The 17,515-nt window shown below is 62.1% G+C and carries 16 protein-coding genes and 1 pseudogene; 2 read left to right on the plus strand and 15 right to left on the minus strand.

Annotated elements, in window-relative coordinates:
* Positions 1-234: 234 nt before the first annotated feature.
* A complete protein-coding gene (locus tag Q8L50_RS00730) occupies positions 235-2,421 on the plus strand; it encodes a TolC family outer membrane protein (RefSeq protein ID WP_305346729.1) in 2,187 nt (728 codons plus the stop codon).
* 41 nt (positions 2,422-2,462) lie between these two features.
* Here Q8L50_RS00730 and Q8L50_RS00735 read toward each other — a convergent pair whose 3' ends face one another.
* The 9 genes from Q8L50_RS00735 to Q8L50_RS00775 form a co-directional block, all read right to left on the minus strand.
* Positions 2,463-3,443, minus strand: a complete 981-nt coding sequence (locus Q8L50_RS00735) for a response regulator (protein WP_305346730.1) — start codon at positions 3,441-3,443, stop codon at positions 2,463-2,465.
* A gap of 105 nt (positions 3,444-3,548) precedes the next feature.
* The gene (locus Q8L50_RS00740) at positions 3,549-3,944 is read right to left on the minus strand and encodes a RidA family protein (protein WP_305346731.1); all 396 of its coding nucleotides are present in this window, start codon (positions 3,942-3,944) and stop codon (positions 3,549-3,551) included.
* The gene (locus Q8L50_RS00745) at positions 3,941-4,384 is read right to left on the minus strand and encodes a thioesterase family protein (protein ID WP_305346732.1); all 444 of its coding nucleotides are present in this window, start codon (positions 4,382-4,384) and stop codon (positions 3,941-3,943) included. The genes Q8L50_RS00740 and Q8L50_RS00745 overlap by 4 nt, the downstream gene beginning before the upstream one ends.
* Positions 4,381-6,003 (minus strand): benzoate-CoA ligase family protein, encoded by a 1,623-nt coding sequence (locus Q8L50_RS00750; protein WP_305346733.1) that lies wholly within the window; start codon positions 6,001-6,003, stop codon positions 4,381-4,383. The genes Q8L50_RS00745 and Q8L50_RS00750 overlap by 4 nt, the downstream gene beginning before the upstream one ends.
* Positions 6,000-7,169, minus strand: a complete 1,170-nt coding sequence (locus Q8L50_RS00755) for an acyl-CoA dehydrogenase family protein (RefSeq protein ID WP_305346734.1) — start codon at positions 7,167-7,169, stop codon at positions 6,000-6,002. Before Q8L50_RS00755 ends, Q8L50_RS00750 begins: the two co-directional genes overlap by 4 nt.
* Position 7,170: 1 nt before the next feature.
* Positions 7,171-8,025 (minus strand): enoyl-CoA hydratase family protein, encoded by an 855-nt coding sequence (locus tag Q8L50_RS00760; RefSeq protein WP_305346735.1) that lies wholly within the window; start codon positions 8,023-8,025, stop codon positions 7,171-7,173.
* Positions 8,022-8,513 carry a MarR family winged helix-turn-helix transcriptional regulator gene (locus Q8L50_RS00765; RefSeq protein WP_305346736.1) on the minus strand — a complete coding sequence of 164 codons (492 nt, stop codon included), beginning with the start codon at positions 8,511-8,513 and terminating at the stop codon, positions 8,022-8,024. The genes Q8L50_RS00760 and Q8L50_RS00765 overlap by 4 nt, the downstream gene beginning before the upstream one ends.
* Positions 8,514-8,569: 56 nt before the next feature.
* Positions 8,570-10,870: a bifunctional salicylyl-CoA 5-hydroxylase/oxidoreductase gene (locus Q8L50_RS00770; protein WP_305346737.1), complete on the minus strand. Its 2,301-nt coding sequence runs from the start codon at positions 10,868-10,870 to the stop codon at positions 8,570-8,572.
* Positions 10,871-11,145: 275 nt separating this feature from the next.
* Positions 11,146-11,886, minus strand: coding sequence for a 2OG-Fe dioxygenase family protein (locus tag Q8L50_RS00775; RefSeq protein WP_305346738.1), 741 nt, complete (start codon positions 11,884-11,886; stop codon positions 11,146-11,148).
* 103 nt (positions 11,887-11,989) lie between these two features.
* Here Q8L50_RS00775 and Q8L50_RS00780 point away from each other — a divergent pair, with 103 nt between their 5' ends.
* Positions 11,990-12,289 carry a DUF1840 domain-containing protein gene (locus Q8L50_RS00780; RefSeq protein WP_305346739.1) on the plus strand — a complete coding sequence of 100 codons (300 nt, stop codon included), beginning with the start codon at positions 11,990-11,992 and terminating at the stop codon, positions 12,287-12,289.
* Positions 12,290-12,415: 126 nt separating this feature from the next.
* Here Q8L50_RS00780 and Q8L50_RS00785 read toward each other — a convergent pair whose 3' ends face one another.
* From Q8L50_RS00785 to Q8L50_RS00810, 6 genes and pseudogenes are all read right to left on the minus strand, one after another.
* Positions 12,416-13,423 carry a tripartite tricarboxylate transporter substrate binding protein gene (locus tag Q8L50_RS00785; protein WP_305346740.1) on the minus strand — a complete coding sequence of 336 codons (1,008 nt, stop codon included), beginning with the start codon at positions 13,421-13,423 and terminating at the stop codon, positions 12,416-12,418.
* Positions 13,420-13,800 (minus strand): hypothetical protein, encoded by a 381-nt coding sequence (locus Q8L50_RS00790; RefSeq protein ID WP_305346741.1) that lies wholly within the window; start codon positions 13,798-13,800, stop codon positions 13,420-13,422. Before Q8L50_RS00790 ends, Q8L50_RS00785 begins: the two co-directional genes overlap by 4 nt.
* 93 nt (positions 13,801-13,893) lie before the next feature.
* On the minus strand, positions 13,894-14,877 hold the full coding sequence (locus Q8L50_RS00795) for a tripartite tricarboxylate transporter substrate-binding protein (RefSeq protein ID WP_305346742.1): 984 nt from the start codon (positions 14,875-14,877) through the stop codon (positions 13,894-13,896).
* Between the two features lie 86 nt (positions 14,878-14,963).
* Positions 14,964-16,211, minus strand: coding sequence for a phenylacetate--CoA ligase family protein (locus Q8L50_RS00800; protein WP_305346743.1), 1,248 nt, complete (start codon positions 16,209-16,211; stop codon positions 14,964-14,966).
* Between the two features lie 10 nt (positions 16,212-16,221).
* Positions 16,222-17,043, minus strand: a complete 822-nt coding sequence (locus Q8L50_RS00805) for an ABC transporter ATP-binding protein (RefSeq protein WP_305346744.1) — start codon at positions 17,041-17,043, stop codon at positions 16,222-16,224.
* 121 nt (positions 17,044-17,164) lie between these two features.
* Positions 17,165-17,515, minus strand: a pseudogene (locus Q8L50_RS00810) (ABC transporter permease); the annotation flags it as partial.

The raw sequence follows: 17,515 nt of genomic DNA on the forward strand, positions 1-17,515 counted from the left end.
TAAAAATATCTATATAAAACAGTAACTACCGGGCAATAGTTAACCTGATTTCGAGCGATTCATCAGACCGGAAAATTGTGTTTCGCTCGGTAAAAAGGTTTGTCGAATACGTTGACCCTATGTTCAAGAGTGAGAAATGCCTGAAAAGCCGCTGCCAAGCTTTGTACTGCTGACGCTGGTCTGTACCGTCCGGAGGGCAGGTATTGCCAGTGTAGCGGCGCGACTGTTTTTGGCATGAGCATTTGCCCGACCCCGTCTGCTCGACTGCGCTGGACCTTGGCGCTTGGCCTGCTTGCGCTGGGCTGTGGGCCCGCCGCCCACGCGCAGGCCGTTAGGGCGCTGACGCTCAAAGAGGCCGCACAAAACGCGGTGCTGAACAACCCCGAGATTCTGGCGCGATGGCACACGATCAAAGCCGCAGATGGCGAACGCGATGTAGGCGCGGGCAGCCTGTTGCCAAAGGTTGATCTGCTGGCCGGCACCGGCTCTGAAAGTCGCAGCGCGACCCCCACACTGGCTGCTACACGTTTCAGCAGAAGCTCGGCGTCCCTGACGATCACGCAGCTGCTGTACGACGGGTTTGCCACACGCAACGATGTCAAGCGGCTGGACCACGCCCGGCTGGTGCGGCTGTTCGAATTTTTTGACACCTCCGAAAGTGTGGCTCTTGAGGCCGCAAAGGCCTACTACGATGTGTTGCGCTTCCGGGAGCTGGTGCGGCTGTCGGAGGACAACTTTGTGCAGCACCGGTCGGTTTTCGAGCAGACCGAGCGCCGGGTCAACGCCAAGGTAGCGCGCGCGGTCGATCTGGAGCAGATTGGCGCCCGGCTGTCGTTGGCCGAGTCCAACCTGCTGACGGAGACCTCCAATCTGCATGACACCACTGCCCGCTTTCAGCGCATCGTGGGTATGCTGCCGCCACCGGAAATGCCGGCGCCCCCACAGCTTTCAAAAAATATTCCAGCTGATGCGACCAGTGCCATCCGGGAGGCGCAGCAGCGCAACGGCGCTCTTCGCGCCTCGATCGAAAACGTGCGTGCCTCCACTGCGGCGCTGGCGTCGCGCAGCGGCGCCTACCAGCCGCGGTTTGACCTTCGCCTGCGCCGCGACCAGGGTAACAACCTCAGCGGCGTCGCCGGCAGCTCGGACGCCACGGTGGCAGAGGTGGTGATGACCTGGAACCTTTTCAACGGCTTCAGTGACCGGGCCAAAGAGCGGCAGTTTGCCGAGCAGCTCAACGTGGCCAAGGACCTGCGTGACAAAACCTGCCGGGACATCCGGCAAACCCTGTTGATCGCCTACAACGATGCCCGCAAGCTCAAGGAGCAAATTGGCTATCTGGATGCCAACAAGATATCGGTCGAAAAAGCCCGCAACGCTTACCGTCTGCAGTTCGATATCGGACAACGTACCTTGCTGGACTTGCTGGACACCGAGAACGAGCTTTTTCAGGCCAGACGTTCGGTCGCCAATGCAGAGCAGGACCTCAACATTGCGTATGTCAGGGCCCACGCGGGCGCAGGCACCCTTTTGTCTGCCCTGGAGCTGTCCAGAATCGAGACGGGCTCTTTCCCCGGTCTGGAGCAATGGAATGACGGTGAAGACGCTGCGCAGCACTGCCCGGCAGAGGCGGTGGCCGTGTATGTGGTGGACAAACGTGCCCTGATAGATCGGGCGGCTGAGCAACTCAAGCAGACCGCCCTGCTGAACGCGCGCGAGCGTGCGATCCAGGAGGTCTATTCCCCTGCGGCATCGGCGCTGCCTGCTGCCGGTGCGTCAGCACCCGCTTCTCCTTCAAGGTCGGCGGCGGCGCCACGCCCGTCGCCACCGGCCGTAGCGCCTGCCCCTTCTACGCCTCCGACGCCCGCACCAGCTCCAGCTCCAGCAGCCTCGCCAAAACCACCGGCGGCAACGCCCGGCGCTGCCAACAGCAGCGAGTTGCGGCTGGCGCTTGAAAACCAGACAGCCTTGCTCAATGCCCGCGAGCGGGCGGCGCAGCAGGTGAACCGGCAGTCCGGCGCGGCGGCGGCCAAACCTGCCGACAGCGCGGCCGAGGCTGCGGGCGGCGAAGAGGTCAAGTCGGCGCTGGAGGCCTGGCGCGCAGCGTGGTCGAAGCGGGACGTTGATGCCTACATGGGGTTTTATGCGCCCGCTTTTGTGCCTTCCACCGGCGGCGACCGGGAAAGCTGGAAGGAAAGGCGCAAGGCCGTGATGACCCGCGCAGTTGACATTTCCGTGGAAGTGGCAGAGCTGACAGTCGCCATGCCAGACGCCACACACGCCACCACAACTTTCAAGCAGATCTACCGCTCAGCCAACTACCGGGATGTGGTGACTAAAACCCTGCAGTGGGTGCGTGTCGGTGATCGCTGGTTGATCAACCGCGAAAACTCGGTTGCGCCGCTGGCCGCCAGCCAATAGGCTGCGCAGGCCCGATCGACGGGGCCGTGATGGCGGTCTGTTTACGGCTGGCGCAAATCCGCATTGGCCGCCACGCGGTCCAACTCGTCAAACACCTTGTCAAAGTCCACGGGTTTGGTCCAGTAACCGGCAAAGCCTGCCTGTTCGGCCAGTACCTTGTGCTCGGGCTGGGTGTCTGCCGAACACATGAACGCCGGCGTAGTCTGCAGGCCCTCGATACCGCGCATGCGCTGCAGCAACGCAATGCCATGGGTGTCGGGCAAACGACCGTCCAGCACCAACACATCGGGCTGCCAGGTGCCGGCCACCTCAAAGCCCTGCGCACCGTTTTGCGCCATACGTACCTCCACATCGTCCCGGGTTCGCATCACGTCGTCAAACAGCATCAGGTTGTACATGTTGTCTTCAACGTACAGCACGCGGATTTTTCGTTTTGCAGTGTCATTGCCTGTCGGAGGCGTTACATCGGGCGCCACCAGGGCGTCAGTCGGGTGGACCTGCACGGGGGCGCTTTCCTCCCAGTAGCCATCGGTAGATACCTTGTCCAGCACCCGACACAGCCGGGCAGACTGGATGAGCGCTGTTTCAATACGTTTGCGCTCGGTGACATCCAGCGTCATTTCAACATGGGCCAGAGCGCGTCCCTGTAAGTCGGTTTCTGCGTACAGAAGAGTGTGCACCTCCACCAGCGTACCGTCGGGCCGGATGACGCGGTAGTCAAGCGTCAGGGAGCCCGGCGTGTGACGCATCTGCTCGCGCGCGTTGACCAGCCGTTCCAGGTCGTCCGGATAGACCAGGTGCATGGCTACTTCCAGCGTGATGGGTGAACCGACCGGGCTGACGCCGAAGACCTCGTAGGCACGGCGGTTCCAGCTCAGTTGCTGGGTTTTCAGGTTGAAGACGGATTCGGCTACACCGGTCGACTCCATCAGCTGATGCTGCATCCTGCGTTGGCCTTCTGCCAGTCCGTATTCAGGACTGGCGGGGCTGGGGTGGGCGGGGGTTGGCTGGTTTGAGGTCACTGAACGCTCCAAATATCTGGATCATCTTAAGCCAGAAAACAGCTTCAAAACAGCCTGCAGCACATCGCTTTTCCGGGCTGGCTGGGCCCGCAAGAGGGCGCGCTTTCAGTCTGGCAAAACAGCGGTGACTTCGATTTCAATACGCGCGCGGTCTTCCACCAGACCCGCGACCTGCACACAGGTCATGGCGGGAAAATTTTTGCCCATGACCTCGCGGTACACCAGGCCCAGTTCTCGCAGGCGACTGATGTATTCCAGCCGGTCCACCACGTACCAGGTCATGCGGGCCATGTGTTGCGGCCCGGCTCCACCCGCTTCCAGCACGGTCCGGATGTTGAGCAGCGCCTGGCGCGTCTGGGCGATGAAGTCGTCGCTTTCAAACTGCTGCTGCGCGTTCCAGCCGATTTGGCCCCCGACAAAAATCAGGGCACCGCGCGCCATCACGCCATTGGCGTACCCGCGGGGCGCCTGCCAGCCGGCCGGTTGCAACAGTTTCATCATGCTTTGTCTTCCAGTGGGGTTTCCAGATAAGGTTGCAGGGCGGCGCGCAAGGGGTCTGGAATCCGCAATGCCTTGCCGTGTGGCAGCTGAGAGTACACCACCACCGCTTTAGCATGCAATTTAAGGCTCTGGCCCTTGTCCGTTGTGCCTGAGCAGCTATGAATTTCATAGTGCATGCCAATGCTGGAGGCGCCCAGACGGAACAGGCCGAGGCTGATGCTCACTTCATCGCCAAAGCGGCACATGCCGACAAACCCGGTTTTCATGTCCACAATGGGCACACCGGCGCCACGCGCAATCATCTCGTGCTCGGGGTGCCCGATATGCGCCAGAAAGTCCTCCTGAACCTCGTGCAGCAGGTAGAAAAATTGCGGGTAAAAAACAATACCAGCAGGGTCGCAGTGGTGAAAGCGGATCAGTTTTTTGACTTCGAATTTCATGGCTGGCGCAGCTTGAAACGCTGCAGTTTTCCGGTTTCGGTGCGTGGCAATGTGGCCACAAATTCGACCTGGCGCGGGTATTTGAAGGGCGCCAGCGTGGCTTTGACATGGTCCTGGAGCTGTCGTGTCATGTCGGCGCCGGGTTGCTGCCCGGGCTTGAGCACCACAAAGGCCTTCACGACCATGCCGCGTTCATCGTCGGGCGCTCCGATGACACCACACTCGGCCACCGCCGGGTGTTTCAGCAAGGCGTCTTCCACCTCGGGGCCGCCCACGTTGTAACCCGAGGTAATGATCATGTCGTCGGCCCGCGCCTGGAAGAAAAAGTAGCCATCGGCGTCCTGTACAAAGGCATCGCCAGGGTAGTTCCAGCCGTTTTTGACGTAGTTGGCCTGGCGCGCGTCGTCGAGGTAACGGCAGCCGGTGGGCCCGATCACCGCCAGCTTTCCCACCGTGCCTCGCGGCACTTCCTGGCCCTGGTCATCCACCACCCTGGCGGTGTAGCCGGGCACCACTTTGCCAATCGCGCCCGGCCGCACGTCCGCCGGCGCGGCAGAGATAAATATGTGGAACATTTCGGTCGCGCCTATGCCGTCGGTCATCTCGATGCCGCTGGCATCCTTCCAGAGCTGGCGGGTGGCGTCGGGCAGGCCCTCCCCGGCGCTGACACAAGCGCGTAAAGTCGGCACGCCATGCTGCTTTGCAAACGGCGCCATCTGTCGGTAAAAAGTGGGCGCCGTGTAGCAGATGGTGGCGCCCACTTCATTGATCAACTTGACCATGGCCTCCGGCGTGTAGGCGATGGAAGGGTAATAAACCGACGCGCCCGCCCACATCGGAAAAATCAGCATGCCGCCCAGACCGAAGGTAAACGCCAGCGGTGGCGAGCCCATGACGATATCCTCTGGCACGGCCTTGAGCACATGGCGCGGCCAGGCCTCGCAGGCGGCCAGTACATCGCGGTGGGTGTGCACCGCAGCTTTGGGCGTGCCCGTGGTGCCCGAGGTGAAGGCCATCATGGCGATGTCGTCAGCCGACGTTTTGCAAGGCGTGAAGTGACCATCCCTGGCCGCCGCCAGCACGGCCAACGAACCCGCCTCGTTGATGTTGAAGGGCACGATGCTGGCCAGCGTGGGGTGTAGCGCCTGGGCGCTTTGCAGCTCTGCCAGCAAGCTGGCGTCGCACAGCGCCACGGCAGCTTGTGACTTGTGGATGATCTCGCCAAGCTCCTTGGCGCGCAGCAGGGGCATGGTGGCCACCGCGACCAGGCCGGCCTTGACGACGCCCAGCCAGGCCAGGGCCATGGCGATGGTGTTGCCGCCGCGCAGCAACACGCGGTTGCCGGGGACCAGCTTCAGGTCCTCGGTCAGCACCTGGGCAATGCGTTTGACCTGCTCGTGCGCTTCGGCATAAGTGAGCGTGGCTTTGTCAGAGCGCAGGAAGGGCCGCCCGGACAGGCCTTTCTGGTCAATGCGGTCAAACAGCACATCGACCAGGTTGGCCTGCGCGTCCACGGCAAGCTCGGGCAGGTCATAACGCATCTGCGGCCACTGGCTCTCGGGCGGCAGACGGTCGTGCACAAAACGATCGGTTTGCACCGATGAAGCAGTTTTTTTCATGATTGCAGCACCGCCTTGCCAATGATCAGTTGCTGGACTTCGGTCGCACCTTCGTAGATGCGCAGTGAGCGGATGTCGCGGTACAGGCTTTCGACCTTGCTGCCGACCTTGACGCCCAGGCCGCCGTGCATCTGCAGCGCCATGTCGATGACGCGCTGGGCGTTTTCGGTGGCTGTCATCTTGGCCATCGCTGCCTCAGCGGTGATACGTTTGCCAGCGCCGCGGGCTTGGCTGTCGTCGCGCAGCCAGGCAGCCCGGTAGGTCAGCAGCGCGGCGGCATCAATCAGTGCCGCCATCTCCCCGATTTTGGCCTGCGTGAGCTGGAAGTCGGCCAGGGTCTGGCCGAACATCTTGCGTTCACGCGAAAAACGCACGGCCTCGAACAGCGCACGCCGCGCCATGCCCAGCGCTGCGGCCGCGACGGATGCGCGGAAGATGTCCAGGGTCTGCATCGCGAGCTTGAAGCCGCCGTTCAGCGCGCCCAGCTGCGCCGCATCCGGAAGCTTGCAATGCGCAAATTTAAGCGTTGCCAGTGGATGCGGTGCCATCACCGCGATGTGCTCGCTGCTGTCCAGCCCGGGGTTGCCGGCATCGACGATAAAGGCCGTGATGCCGCGTGTGCCGGCGCCCCTGTCGGTTTTGGCAAAGGTCACATAAAAATCGGCGATGTCGCCGTTGCTGATCCAGGTCTTGCTGCCGTTGAGCGCCCAGCCGCCGTCGGACTGATCGGCGCTGGTGGTCATGGCGCCAGCATCCGAACCAGCGTCGGGTTCGCTCAGGGCGAAGGCGGCGATCTTGTCGCCGCGCGCCACGGCCGGCAGGTAGGCTGCCTGCTGTGCCGGTGTGCCGGCCAGCGTGATGGCGCCGCTGCCCAGGCCCTGCATGGCAAAGGCGAAATCCGCCAGGGGGGAATGAAAGGCCAGTGTCTCGCGCAGGATCACCAGCGCGCGCGAGTCGAGTTTGTCCAGCGCACCGCCAGCGCTGCCGGGAACGCAGTAGCGCAGCCAGCCGCCGTCCCCGAGCAGCCGCACCCACTGCCTGCAGGCGCGTCGGTCGTCGCTTTCGTCAACCTGCTGCAACGGTGCCCATTCGGCGAGGTCCCGTCCCAGCGCGCGATGAGTGTCGTCAAAAAAAGGAAGCGCGAGGTGATCGGTGGAGGCCTTCATGTCAGTCTCCCTGGAACACCGGTTTTTGCTTGCTGGCAAAGGCTTCGTAAGCACGCGTGAAGTCTTTGGTCTGCATGCAGATGGCCTGGGCCTGGGCCTCGGCCTCAATCGCCTGGTCCAGAGTCATGGCCCACTCCTGGTGCAGCATGGTTTTGGTCATGCCATGTGCGAAAGTCGGGCCGGCGGCCAGGTCGGCCGCCAGGGCCTGCGCCTTGCCCAGGACGTCAGCCGACTCGTGCAGGGCGTTGAAAAACCCCCACTGCAGGCCTTCCTGCGCCGTCATCGCGCGGCCGGTGAACAGCAGCTCGGAAGCGCGGCCCTGTCCGATCAGGCGTGGCAACAGTGCGCAGGCGCCCATGTCAGCACCGGCCAGGCCGACGCGTGTGAAAAGGAAAGCGGTTTTGGCCTGGGGCGTGCCCAGGCGCATGTCAGCGGCAAGCGCCATCATCGCGCCGGCGCCAGCGCAAATGCCGTCGATGGCAGCAACGATGGGTTGTGGACACAGGCGCATGGCCTTGACCAGATCGCCGGTCATGCGGGTGAACTCCAGCAATTCGGGCATGGTCATCTTCGTCAGAGGGCCGATGATTTCATGCACGTCGCCTCCCGAGCAGAAGTTGCCACCGGCGCCTGTCAACACAATCACCTTGACGTCGGTGGCGCTGTTCATCGTGCGAAACAGGTCGCGCAGTTCGGCATAGGACTCGAAGGTCAGCGGATTCTTGCGCTCAGGCCGGTTCAGGCTGAGGGTGGCAACGCCGCCGTTGAAGCTGTAGGCGAAATGCCTCGCCTGGTAGCCGGCCAGCGCGTTGAACTGCCCATGCATCGGGTTGCCGGGGGTAATGTAGTGTTTCATGCGTTTTCCGTTTCGTGGGCCTGTCGGCTCAAATCACTCTGGTGTTGCTTGACCTTGCCCAGCAGCTTGTGCAGGGTCTCCAGCTCGCGCACCGACAAGCCGCCGAAGGCCTGCACAATCCAGCCTTCGTGCTGACGTGCCATCTCGTCGAAGGTCTTGCGGCCCCGCGATGTCAGTCGCACGCGGTAGGCGCGGCGGTCGCCTTCCACCTCCAGGCGCTCGACCAGGCCCTCGGCCACCAGCTGGTCGGTGACCCCGGTCACATTGCCGCCGGTGACCATCATGCGGCGCGACAGCTCGTTCATCTTCAGGCCGTCCGGGTTGCGCTCGAGCTGCGCCATCAAGTCGAAGCGCGGCAGGGTGGTGTCGAACTGCTCGCGCAGTTGTCCGCGCACCTGCTTTTCAATCAGCTGCGTGCAAGTCAGCATGCGCAGCCACAGGCGCAGTGCTTCGGGGTGTTCGCGGTGGCCGCGTGCTTCCATGTCCATGGCGTTCTCCGGTATGCTATGTATTTGATAGCTGTTTACGCTTGCTGTGCAAGGGTTCAGGCCTGTTTTTGCTTTGAAAGTTCGCGATACATCTGGTCCCGGCCGCTGAGGTAGGGCTTGGGCCAGTCCACGTGCCGGCTTTGCAGTTTGGCCGCTTCATGCAGCGTCCAGGCCGGATCGGCCAGGTGCGGGCGGGCAATCGCGCAGAGGTCGGCGCGACCGGCCGCGATGATGCTGTTGACGTGATCAACCTCCGAGATGGCGCCGACGGCAATTGTCTGGATGCCGACCTCGTTGCGTATGCGATCGGCAAACGGTGTCTGGTACATGCGGCCATACACCGGTTTGGCGGCGCGCGAGGTCTGGCCCGAAGAAACGTCGATGAAGTCGCAGCCGGCGGCCTTGAACAGGCGCGCAATCACCACCGCATCGTCGGCTGTATTGCCACCCGGCACCCAGTCATGGGCTGAAATACGCACACTCATGGGCAGGTGTGCCGGCCAGACTGCGCGTATCGCGTCAAAAACTTCCAGCGGATAGCGGCAGCGGTTTTCCAGGCTGCCGCCGTACTCGTCGGTGCGCAGGTTGGTCAGCGGCGTGATAAAGCTCGATAGCAGGTAGCCGTGCGCGCAGTGCAGCTCCAACCAGTCGAAGCCGGCCTGGGCCGCGTAGACGGCGGATTGCACAAACTGCGCCTTGATCCGGCCCATGTCGTCCGGTGTCATCGCAGCCGGTACGGCGTTGGTGGGACCGTAAGCCACGGCGCTGGCGGCCAGCAGCGGCCAGTTGTTTGAGGCCAGCGGTTCGTCGGGTGCGTCCCAGCCGACTTGCGTCGAGCCCTTGGGGCCACTGTGGCCGAGCTGCATGCCCATGCGCACACCTTCGCCCGAGCGGTGCGCAAAATCGACAATGCGTTTCCAGGCCCGCATCTGCTCCTCGTTCCACAGCCCCGGGCAGCCCGGCGTGATGCGGCCTTCGGGGCAGGGCGCTGTCATCTCGGCAAACACCATGGCCGCGCCGCCCAGCGCGCGCGCGCCCAGGTGCACCAGGTGAAAGTCCTGGGGCAGGCCGCCTATCGCACTGTAGGTCGCCATGGGTGAGACGACGATGCGGTTTTTCAATTGCAGCTCACGCACCTTCAGCGGCAACAACATCGGCGGCGGAGCTGGCATGTCTTTGCTTTTGGCCAGCCACTGCTCGTAACCCTGCAGCCAGGTGGCGTCACGCACCCGCAGGTTTTCATGGCTGATGCGTTGCGAGCGGGTCAGCAGCGAGTAGAAAAACTGCTCCGCATCGAGGCCACTGTAACGGTCCACGTTTTCAAACCATTCGGTGGAGTTGCGCGCAGCGTTCTGGATCTTGAGCACTTCAACCGAGCGCAAGGCTTCGTAAGTCTCCAGCGCCTTCGCCGGCTCGGGCGTCTGTGCAAAACACTGCGTCAGCTCGATCGCGTCTTCCAGCGCCAGCTTGGTGCCGCTGCCAATCGAAAAATGCGCGGTGTGGGCTGCATCGCCCATCAGAACAATGGGGACGTCCTTGCCGTTGATGGCTACATGGTGCACCCATCGCTCGCAGACCACGCGCGGGAAACGTATCCAGATGGCCGAGCCGCGCACATGGGTGGCGTTGTTCATCAAGGTATTGCCGTCGAGATATTTGGCAAAGAGTTTTTCGCAAAAGGCAATGCCCTCTTCCTGGCTCATCGCGTCCAGGCCGTGGGCTTTCCAGACCGCCTCGGGCGTCTCGACGATGAAGGTCGAGGCGTTGTCGTCAAATTTGTAGGCATGCGCGGCAAACCAGCCGTGTTCGGTCTGTTCAAACGCAAAGGTGAAGGCGTCAAAGGTCTTGTGTGTACCCAGCCAGACAAAGCGGCAGGCGCGCAAGTCCACATCGGGCTTGAAGGTATCGGCGTACCGGTTGCGGACGCGGCTGTTCAGCCCGTCGCTGGCGATGACGATATCTGCCTGGTATTTTGCAGCGATCACCTGATCGTCTTGCACATCGGTTTCGAACACCAGCTCGACGCCGAGTTCAATACAGCGTTCCTGCAGGATATTGAGCAGGCGCTTGCGGCCTATGCCGCAAAAGCCGTGGCCACCGGACCGCACCGAGCGGCCCTTGAAAAACACCTCGACATCGTCCCAGTGGTTGAAGGCGTCGCCGATCAGTTGCGCGCTGACTGGGTCGGCGACGCGCAGGTTGCCCAGTGTCTGGTCCGACAGCACTACGCCCCAGCCAAAGGTGTCGAAGGGGCGGTTGCGCTCCACCACCGTGATGCTGTTCGCCGGGTTTTGCAGCTTCATCAGCACGGCAAAGTACAAACCGGCAGGACCACCGCCCAGACAAAGAATTCGCATCGGGAAGACCGTTCAACTGAATTGATCGAATCTTGATTGTTTAAGGTTAAACTATTTTCGTCAAGCAGTTTTTTGCAACCATGGACAGTGCCCCCCTTCAAGCAGGGGCCGCAGGCTGGCAGCTGCGGCTCCGAGCCCGCTGGAGCGGGCTTGGACAGACGCCAGATGTGCTGCCTCTGGCAGCGCGGCGCCCTGCAAGGGCAGCGCCCTCCAAGGGGGGGCATCCTTCCACAAAGCTCAGGATGAACGGATTTGAAACGAGCTACCGCGGGGGCTCAGGGTGATTGGAAGCCGACCGCACGGTAGGTTAGAACCAGGGTGTCCCGGTAACCGGTGGGCGCGGCGGCGTCCAGCGGCAAAATGGGCGTGGTTTCATGAATCACGCGGCTGTCGTCCAGCAGCAGCGCGCTCAGGGGCTCCTGCATCACAAAGCGCAGGCCGTGCGGGCCGTGGGCGTCAAACACCCGGGTCTCTCCGCCCTTGACGCCCTGCCGCGCCACCAGCATCACCACCACAAAGTCAACACCGTCGCGGTGCGCGCCTTCCGGGGTGGGTCGGCCGACGCCGCCAGCGGTGTCTATGCGGAACTGGTGCGCCTCGATGTACCAGCGTTGTACCGGATGCACCTGGGCAAACAGCTGGCCCAGTCCGGTCAGGAGGGCAGACCAGGCGGGCGCAGCAGCCACGGCGGACTCCACCGGCTCGAACCAGCGCTCAATGCCGCCGTGCATGGCGTTGTAGTCGGTGGGTTGCCAGTGCGCGCGATGCGCCACCTGCTGCAACTGCCCGCTGTCCAGTGGCTGCACGTAACAGCTGTGCCTGCGCCGACGGTAATGGCCCCCGTCCTTGAGGTGCGTATCAGGCGGCAGGCGGTCCCAGGACTTGGTCAGTGCAGACCAGTCCTGGACCCAGTCGGCGGGCAGTGTGGCCGCAAGATCGGCAGGGGTCAGCAGGCTCAGGCCGTCCTGGCTCAGCGCCTGGACCGCGGGTTTGGGGGCTGTGGGAAGGGTGAACATAAGCCTGTATTTTGCTTGACCGCCAGCCAATAGCGCGGTGCGGGCCTACAGACGCAGTCAGGTCAGGCACCCATAATGAATCGAAACCCACAAGGAGCTGCGTATGTTGTACAAATTCAAATCAAAAGCTTCCGGCGACCTGATCATGCTGGAGGCCAATGGTCGGCATGTGCTGGAGATCATTGGCAAGGAGGCGGGCCCCAAGGGCATCATCCTGCCGGAGCAAATGCCTGCTGCGATTGCGGCGCTGCAAGCGGCCATCACACAGGAGGAATCGCAAGACAACGAATCGCCGGACGCGGGCCAGCACGGCGGTCTGGGCCTGCGGCAGCGCGCGCTGCCTTTTATCGACATGCTCCAGCGTAACCACAAGGCCGGCCATGAGGTGGTCTGGGGTATTTAGGCCTCTCACGGTCGCTCCCTGCAAGCCTGCGGCAGCTCCCTGCCGCTTGCACTGAAAAGGGGCCGCTGCCCCTGCCTGAAGGGGGAGGGACCATACCCGTTGGCCCCTCGTAGCACAGCCCGCTCGCTAGTCGACTTTGGCGCCTGAGACTTTCACCACCTGCGCCCATTTGATGATTTCGGAGTCAATCAGTTTGGCAAACTCCTGCGGCGTGTTGCCGCTGGGAATGGCGCCCTGGGCCAGCATTTTTTCCTTGATGGCCGGCGTGGCCAGGGCCTTGGCTACTTCCTGCTGGATGCGGTTGACGATGTCCGGCGGTGTGCCCGCAGGGGCCAGCAAACCAAACCAGCTGCTGGCCTCAAAACCCTTGAGCTTGCCGGCTTCTTCGACCGTGGGTAAATCGGGCATGGCGGTCGAGCGCTGGGCGCTGGTCACGGCAAACGCACGCAATTTGCCACCTTTGATCTGTGGCATCGCCGAGGGCAGGTTGTCAAACATCACATCCACGCTGCCGCCAACCAGATCGAGCAGGGCAGGGCCTGAACCCCGGTAGGGGATGTGTGTCATGAAAATACCGGTCTGGGACTTGAACAGTTCTCCGGCCAGATGGATCGAGGTCCCGTTGCCGCTGGAGGCCATGCTGAACTGTCCAGGGTGGGATTTGGCATATTTGATGAAATCTGCCACGCTGTTGATGCCCAGCTTGCCGGCTTTCTCGGCGTTCATCACCATGACATTGGGGACACCGGCGACCAGGGTGATGGGCGCAAAATCCTTCTGCGGATCAAAGGGCATTTTGGCGTACACAGACTTGTTGATGCCGTGGGTGCCGACCGTACCCATCAGCAGGGTGTAGCCATCGCCCGGCGATTTGGCCACAAGGTCCGCACCCACGTTGCCACCGGCACCGGCGCGGTTGTCCACGACGAATTGCTGACCGAATGCTTTTGACAGCTCGGGCGCGACCGCGCGGGCAAGAATGTCCGTGGTGCCGCCCGGGGCGAAGGGCACGACAATCCGGACAGGTTTTGTCGGCCAGCTGCTTTGAGCGGCGGCGGGCAGGCCGGCCAGGGTGATGGTCGCAAGACCGATGGCACACAGCAGGCGGCGGCGAGGCTGAAAATGGCAATTCATGGTTGTCTCCTTGTTTGTCGTTGAATGATTTCAATCATATGCAGGCAGGTCTGCCCCGTCTGAACCCCCAGCATGCTGGCCAGAGCATTGCAGTGACTGACGATGCCGTTGTTCATTGTGCTCTGTGCGTCCCCAATGCGCGCGCTCGCATGTGACACGGTACAGGCGGCCAGTTTGTGCGCTTGCATCAACTCCAGCGCGGCCAGGCCTGCGTCGTCTTTTCCAACCCCTGCGTCGTTAAAAACGCTCAGCAGCGGTCTTGCTGCCAGCGCATAACGCGCCGAACTCAGGCCACCGTGCGAACCGCTGACGGCCAGGCAGCCCTCATCGTGCGCGCCCAGCTCGGTGATTGAGTCAACGATGCGCAGGGGTAGCATGCTGGCGTGTTACTGGTTGTGGCGCTTAGGGTTGCCCCAGAAAAAAAGCCGCGCGGTTTTTACCCGGCGGCTTCTGACTGGATGCGCGGAAAATCAGTCGGCGAACTGTTTGGCGGCCTCGATAACCGGCTTGAGCTTGGCAATTTCGCTGGCAACGAAGGCTTTGTGTGCCGCTGGCTCCACCCGTTTGTCGGTCACGACCACGGCGCCCAGGCCTTCCTGCTTTTTCATGAACTCGGGATCTTTCAGCGCAGCCTTCAGGGCCGTGTTGAGCTGCGCCAGAACGGCGGGAGGGGTGCCTTTGGGGGCATACAGGCCATGCCAGATGGTCAGGTCAAAGCCCTTGAGACCCATTTCCTGCAGGGACGGGTAGTCCTTGAGCAATTTGTGGGTCGACAGGGGCTTGGCAGTGGTCACGGCGAAGGCCTTGACGCGACCCGCCTCAATCTGCCCTGTGGTGTTGGTTGTCTGGTCGCACATCAGGTCGACCTGACCACCCACCAGCGCATTCATGGCCGGGCCAGTGCCGCCGAACGGGATGGTGGTCATGGCTTCCTTGGACTTGATCGCCGCTTGCCACATCAGGCCACACAGGTGCGAGGCAGAGCCGAGTCCTGCATGCGCAATGTTGAGCTTGCCCGCGTTGGCCTTGATGTAATTCTCGAAGTCGCGGTAGGTGTTGGCCGGCAACTGGGGTTTGCCGATCAGGGTCATAGGCACTTCGTTGACCATGCCCAGGTATTCGAAATCTTCCAGGGGCTTGTATTGCAATTTGCGGTACAGGGCAGGTGTGGCAGCCATGCCGATATGAAACAGCAGCAAGGTATGACCGTCGGGGCTGGCTTTGGCGACTTTGGTGGCGCCAATTGTTCCGCCTGCGCCGTTGACGTTTTCAACCACGAAGTTGGAACCGGGCATATTTTTGCGCATCGCTTCTGCGAGGTCGCGCGCCACGCGGTCGGTGGGGCCGCCCGCTGCAAAAGGCACCACAATGGAAACCGGCTTCGAACCGGGGTAGGTTTGCGCGTTGGCAAACAGGGCCGTTGCGGCGGCGGCGAGAACTAAGAGGCGTTTCATGGGTATCTCCTTGAATTGGATGCCCCCAGTTTACGAACGCCAACACGGGTGTCCATCGCGGGAACTACGTAAGGGCAAGCCCCGGTCTACTTGTAACTACGAGCGTCCTCGATCACTTTGCCGTCGTTCGGCAGGCTGCCCGGCGCTTTCAGCTCCACATCGCCGCGCAATTTGGTGACATCGCGAATCGCCTCGCTGATCCGCAACTCCAGATCCTGGGGCATGGCGCTTGCCTCCACCAGAAGCGTCATGCTGTCGCTGGCCATCTCGCCACTGACGACCAGGCGTGCCTTCAGCACTTCCGGAAAACGCCGCGTGATGTCGGCCACCTGACCGGGGTGGACAAACATGCCGCGTATCTTGGTCGTCTGGTCGGCACGCCCCATCCATCCCTTGATCCGGGTGTTGGTGCGTCCGGTGGGACATGGCCCCTCCAGGATGGCGGACAAATCGCCCGTACCAAAGCGGATCAGGGGGTAACCAGGATTCAGGGTGGTAACCACCACCTCGCCGACTTCTCCGTCGGGGACCGGATCGCCAGTGCCGGGTCGTACGATCTCGACGATGACGTGTTCGTCCAGCACCATGCCTTCGCGGGCCGAGGTTTCGTAAGCGATCAAGCCGAGATCGGCTGTGGCATAACATTGATAGATGGCCATGCCGCGTTCTGAAAACCAGTCGCGCAAGCTAGGCGGAAAGGCCTCGCCACCCACCAGTCCCTTGCGGATGCTGGAGATATCGCTTCCCGCTTCGGCGGCCTTCTCAAGCAATATGCGCAGAAAGCTGGGTGTGCCGGTGTAGCCATCGGGCCTAAGTTCGGCAATGGCCTGCAACTGTTGCTCAGTCTGGCCGACGCCCGCTGGAAACACCGTGCAACCCACCGCGTGCAAGCCAGATTCCATGATGAAGGCCCCCGGCGTCATGTGGTAGCTGAAAGCGTTGTGCGCCAGATCGCCAGCCCGGAAACCTGCGGCGTACATGGCGCGGCCGGCGCGCCAGTAGTCCTTGCTGCTTCCTTCCGGTTCGTAGATGGGCCCGGGCGAAGCAAACATCCGGGGCATTTTTGGACCGCGCAGCAAGGTAGAGAAGCCGCCGAAGGCATCACCGGGAAGCCCCGCCTTTTGCAGGGCGGCCAAGTCATGTTTTCGGGTGACCGGCAAGCGCGCCAGTGTGGCGCGGCTGGTGATGGCGGCCGCGTCAACGCCAGCGAGCAGGGCGGCAAAAGCTGGCGCCGATTTTTGAGCGTGGCCCACCTGGGCCGGCAGCCCGGCCATCAGTGCGGCTTCGCGTTGCGCTTGCGGGCGGGATTCCAGAACATCAAAAAACTCAGTCATGTGAATATCCTCAAGCCAGCCAGCGCTTGCGGCGTTTATAGCTTTTGACGTCCTTGAAGCTCTTGCGCTCGCCGCCGCCCACGCCCAGGTAGAACTCCTTGACGTCTTCGTTGTTGGCCAGGTCGCTGGCCAGACCATCCATCACGACACGACCGCTTTCCATGATGTAGCCGTAGTCGGCGTATTTCAGGGCCATGTTGGTGTTCTGTTCGGCCAGCAGGAAGGTGACCTTTTCTTTCTGGTTGAGGTCTTTGACAATCTCAAACACTTCCTCGACGATTTGCGGGGCCAGGCCCATGGAGGGCTCGTCCAGCAGAACCATGCTGGGGCTGGCCATCAGCGCGCGGCCGATGGCACACATCTGCTGCTCGCCACCTGATGTATAGGCGGCTTGCGAGGTGCGCCGCGTTTTCAGGCGCGGAAAATAGTTGTAAACCTTCTCCAGATTGGCAGCGATCTCGACCTTGCTTTTGCGGGTGTAGGCGCCAGTAAGCAGATTTTCCTCAATGGTCAGATGCGCAAAACAGTGGCGGCCTTCCATGACCTGTACCACCCCACGCTGCACCAGCTCGGCCGGTGACAGGTTTTCAATGCGCTCACCGCGCAGTTCGATAGCCCCCTTGGTCACCGCACCGCGCTCACCACTGAGGAGGTTGGAGACAGCCCGCAAGGTGGTGGTTTTGCCCGCGCCATTGCCCCCCAGGATGGCCACAATCTTTCCTTCGGGGACGTTCAGGGACACACCCTTGAGCACCAGGATGACGTGGTTGTAGATGACTTCAATCCCGTTGACGTTCAGGACAATATCAGTGGCAATTTTGGGTTGTTCCATGGGATTTTCTGCTTGTGGGAGCCAAACGTCAGCGCTGCAACGGGGTTGAAGCGCTGACGTCTGACGGCTCGCGGGAGCCGCTGCCCTCCTGCACCGCAGGAGGGCTTGAAGCCTCACTCCATCAAGACTGGCAATCCGCAGCTGTGCGCCGTGTCAGTTTTTTCTCTGCGGCGTATTTGTCGGCCGAATTTTTCACCAGAGGCCGGATGACCTGCTCGTCAGCCTGCAGCCAGTCCGAGGTCCAGACAAACTTGGCGCCGTCCCACTGGTGCACTCGGGCCCAGGCAGAGCCCATGTGGTCCACGCAGTTGGTCGACACCGGTCGCATTACGCCCTTGAAGCCGAGTGCGTCCAGCTTGGCCTGGGTCAGGTTCAGGTTTTCATAACCCCAGCGGGCCTGCTCGCCGGTGACAACCTTGCCCTTGCCAAAGCGCTCTTGCGCTGCACGCACACCTTCGGTGGCCAGCAGGGC

Source organism: Polaromonas sp. (assembly GCF_030680935.1).
In the GTDB taxonomy this organism is placed as follows: Bacteria; Pseudomonadota; Gammaproteobacteria; order Burkholderiales; family Burkholderiaceae_C; genus Polaromonas.

Bases quoted from the DNA above. Each gene is read 5' to 3' on its own strand.
- Q8L50_RS00730 (WP_305346729.1), top strand. From the start codon at position 235: ATGAGCATTTGCCCGACCCCGTCTGCTCGACTGCGCTGGACCTTGGCG.
- Q8L50_RS00740 (WP_305346731.1), bottom strand. From the start codon at position 3,944: ATGATGAAACTGTTGCAACCGGCCGGCTGGCAGGCGCCCCGCGGGTAC.
- Q8L50_RS00745 (WP_305346732.1), bottom strand. From the start codon at position 4,384: ATGAAATTCGAAGTCAAAAAACTGATCCGCTTTCACCACTGCGACCCT.
- Q8L50_RS00750 (WP_305346733.1), bottom strand. From the start codon at position 6,003: ATGAAAAAAACTGCTTCATCGGTGCAAACCGATCGTTTTGTGCACGAC.
- Q8L50_RS00755 (WP_305346734.1), bottom strand. From the start codon at position 7,169: ATGAAGGCCTCCACCGATCACCTCGCGCTTCCTTTTTTTGACGACACT.
- Q8L50_RS00760 (WP_305346735.1), bottom strand. From the start codon at position 8,025: ATGAAACACTACATTACCCCCGGCAACCCGATGCATGGGCAGTTCAAC.
- Q8L50_RS00765 (WP_305346736.1), bottom strand. From the start codon at position 8,513: ATGGACATGGAAGCACGCGGCCACCGCGAACACCCCGAAGCACTGCGC.
- Q8L50_RS00770 (WP_305346737.1), bottom strand. From the start codon at position 10,870: ATGCGAATTCTTTGTCTGGGCGGTGGTCCTGCCGGTTTGTACTTTGCC.
- Q8L50_RS00775 (WP_305346738.1), bottom strand. From the start codon at position 11,886: ATGTTCACCCTTCCCACAGCCCCCAAACCCGCGGTCCAGGCGCTGAGC.
- Q8L50_RS00780 (WP_305346739.1), top strand. From the start codon at position 11,990: ATGTTGTACAAATTCAAATCAAAAGCTTCCGGCGACCTGATCATGCTG.
- Q8L50_RS00785 (WP_305346740.1), bottom strand. From the start codon at position 13,423: ATGAATTGCCATTTTCAGCCTCGCCGCCGCCTGCTGTGTGCCATCGGT.
- Q8L50_RS00790 (WP_305346741.1), bottom strand. From the start codon at position 13,800: ATGCTACCCCTGCGCATCGTTGACTCAATCACCGAGCTGGGCGCGCAC.
- Q8L50_RS00795 (WP_305346742.1), bottom strand. From the start codon at position 14,877: ATGAAACGCCTCTTAGTTCTCGCCGCCGCCGCAACGGCCCTGTTTGCC.
- Q8L50_RS00800 (WP_305346743.1), bottom strand. From the start codon at position 16,211: ATGACTGAGTTTTTTGATGTTCTGGAATCCCGCCCGCAAGCGCAACGC.
- Q8L50_RS00805 (WP_305346744.1), bottom strand. From the start codon at position 17,043: ATGGAACAACCCAAAATTGCCACTGATATTGTCCTGAACGTCAACGGG.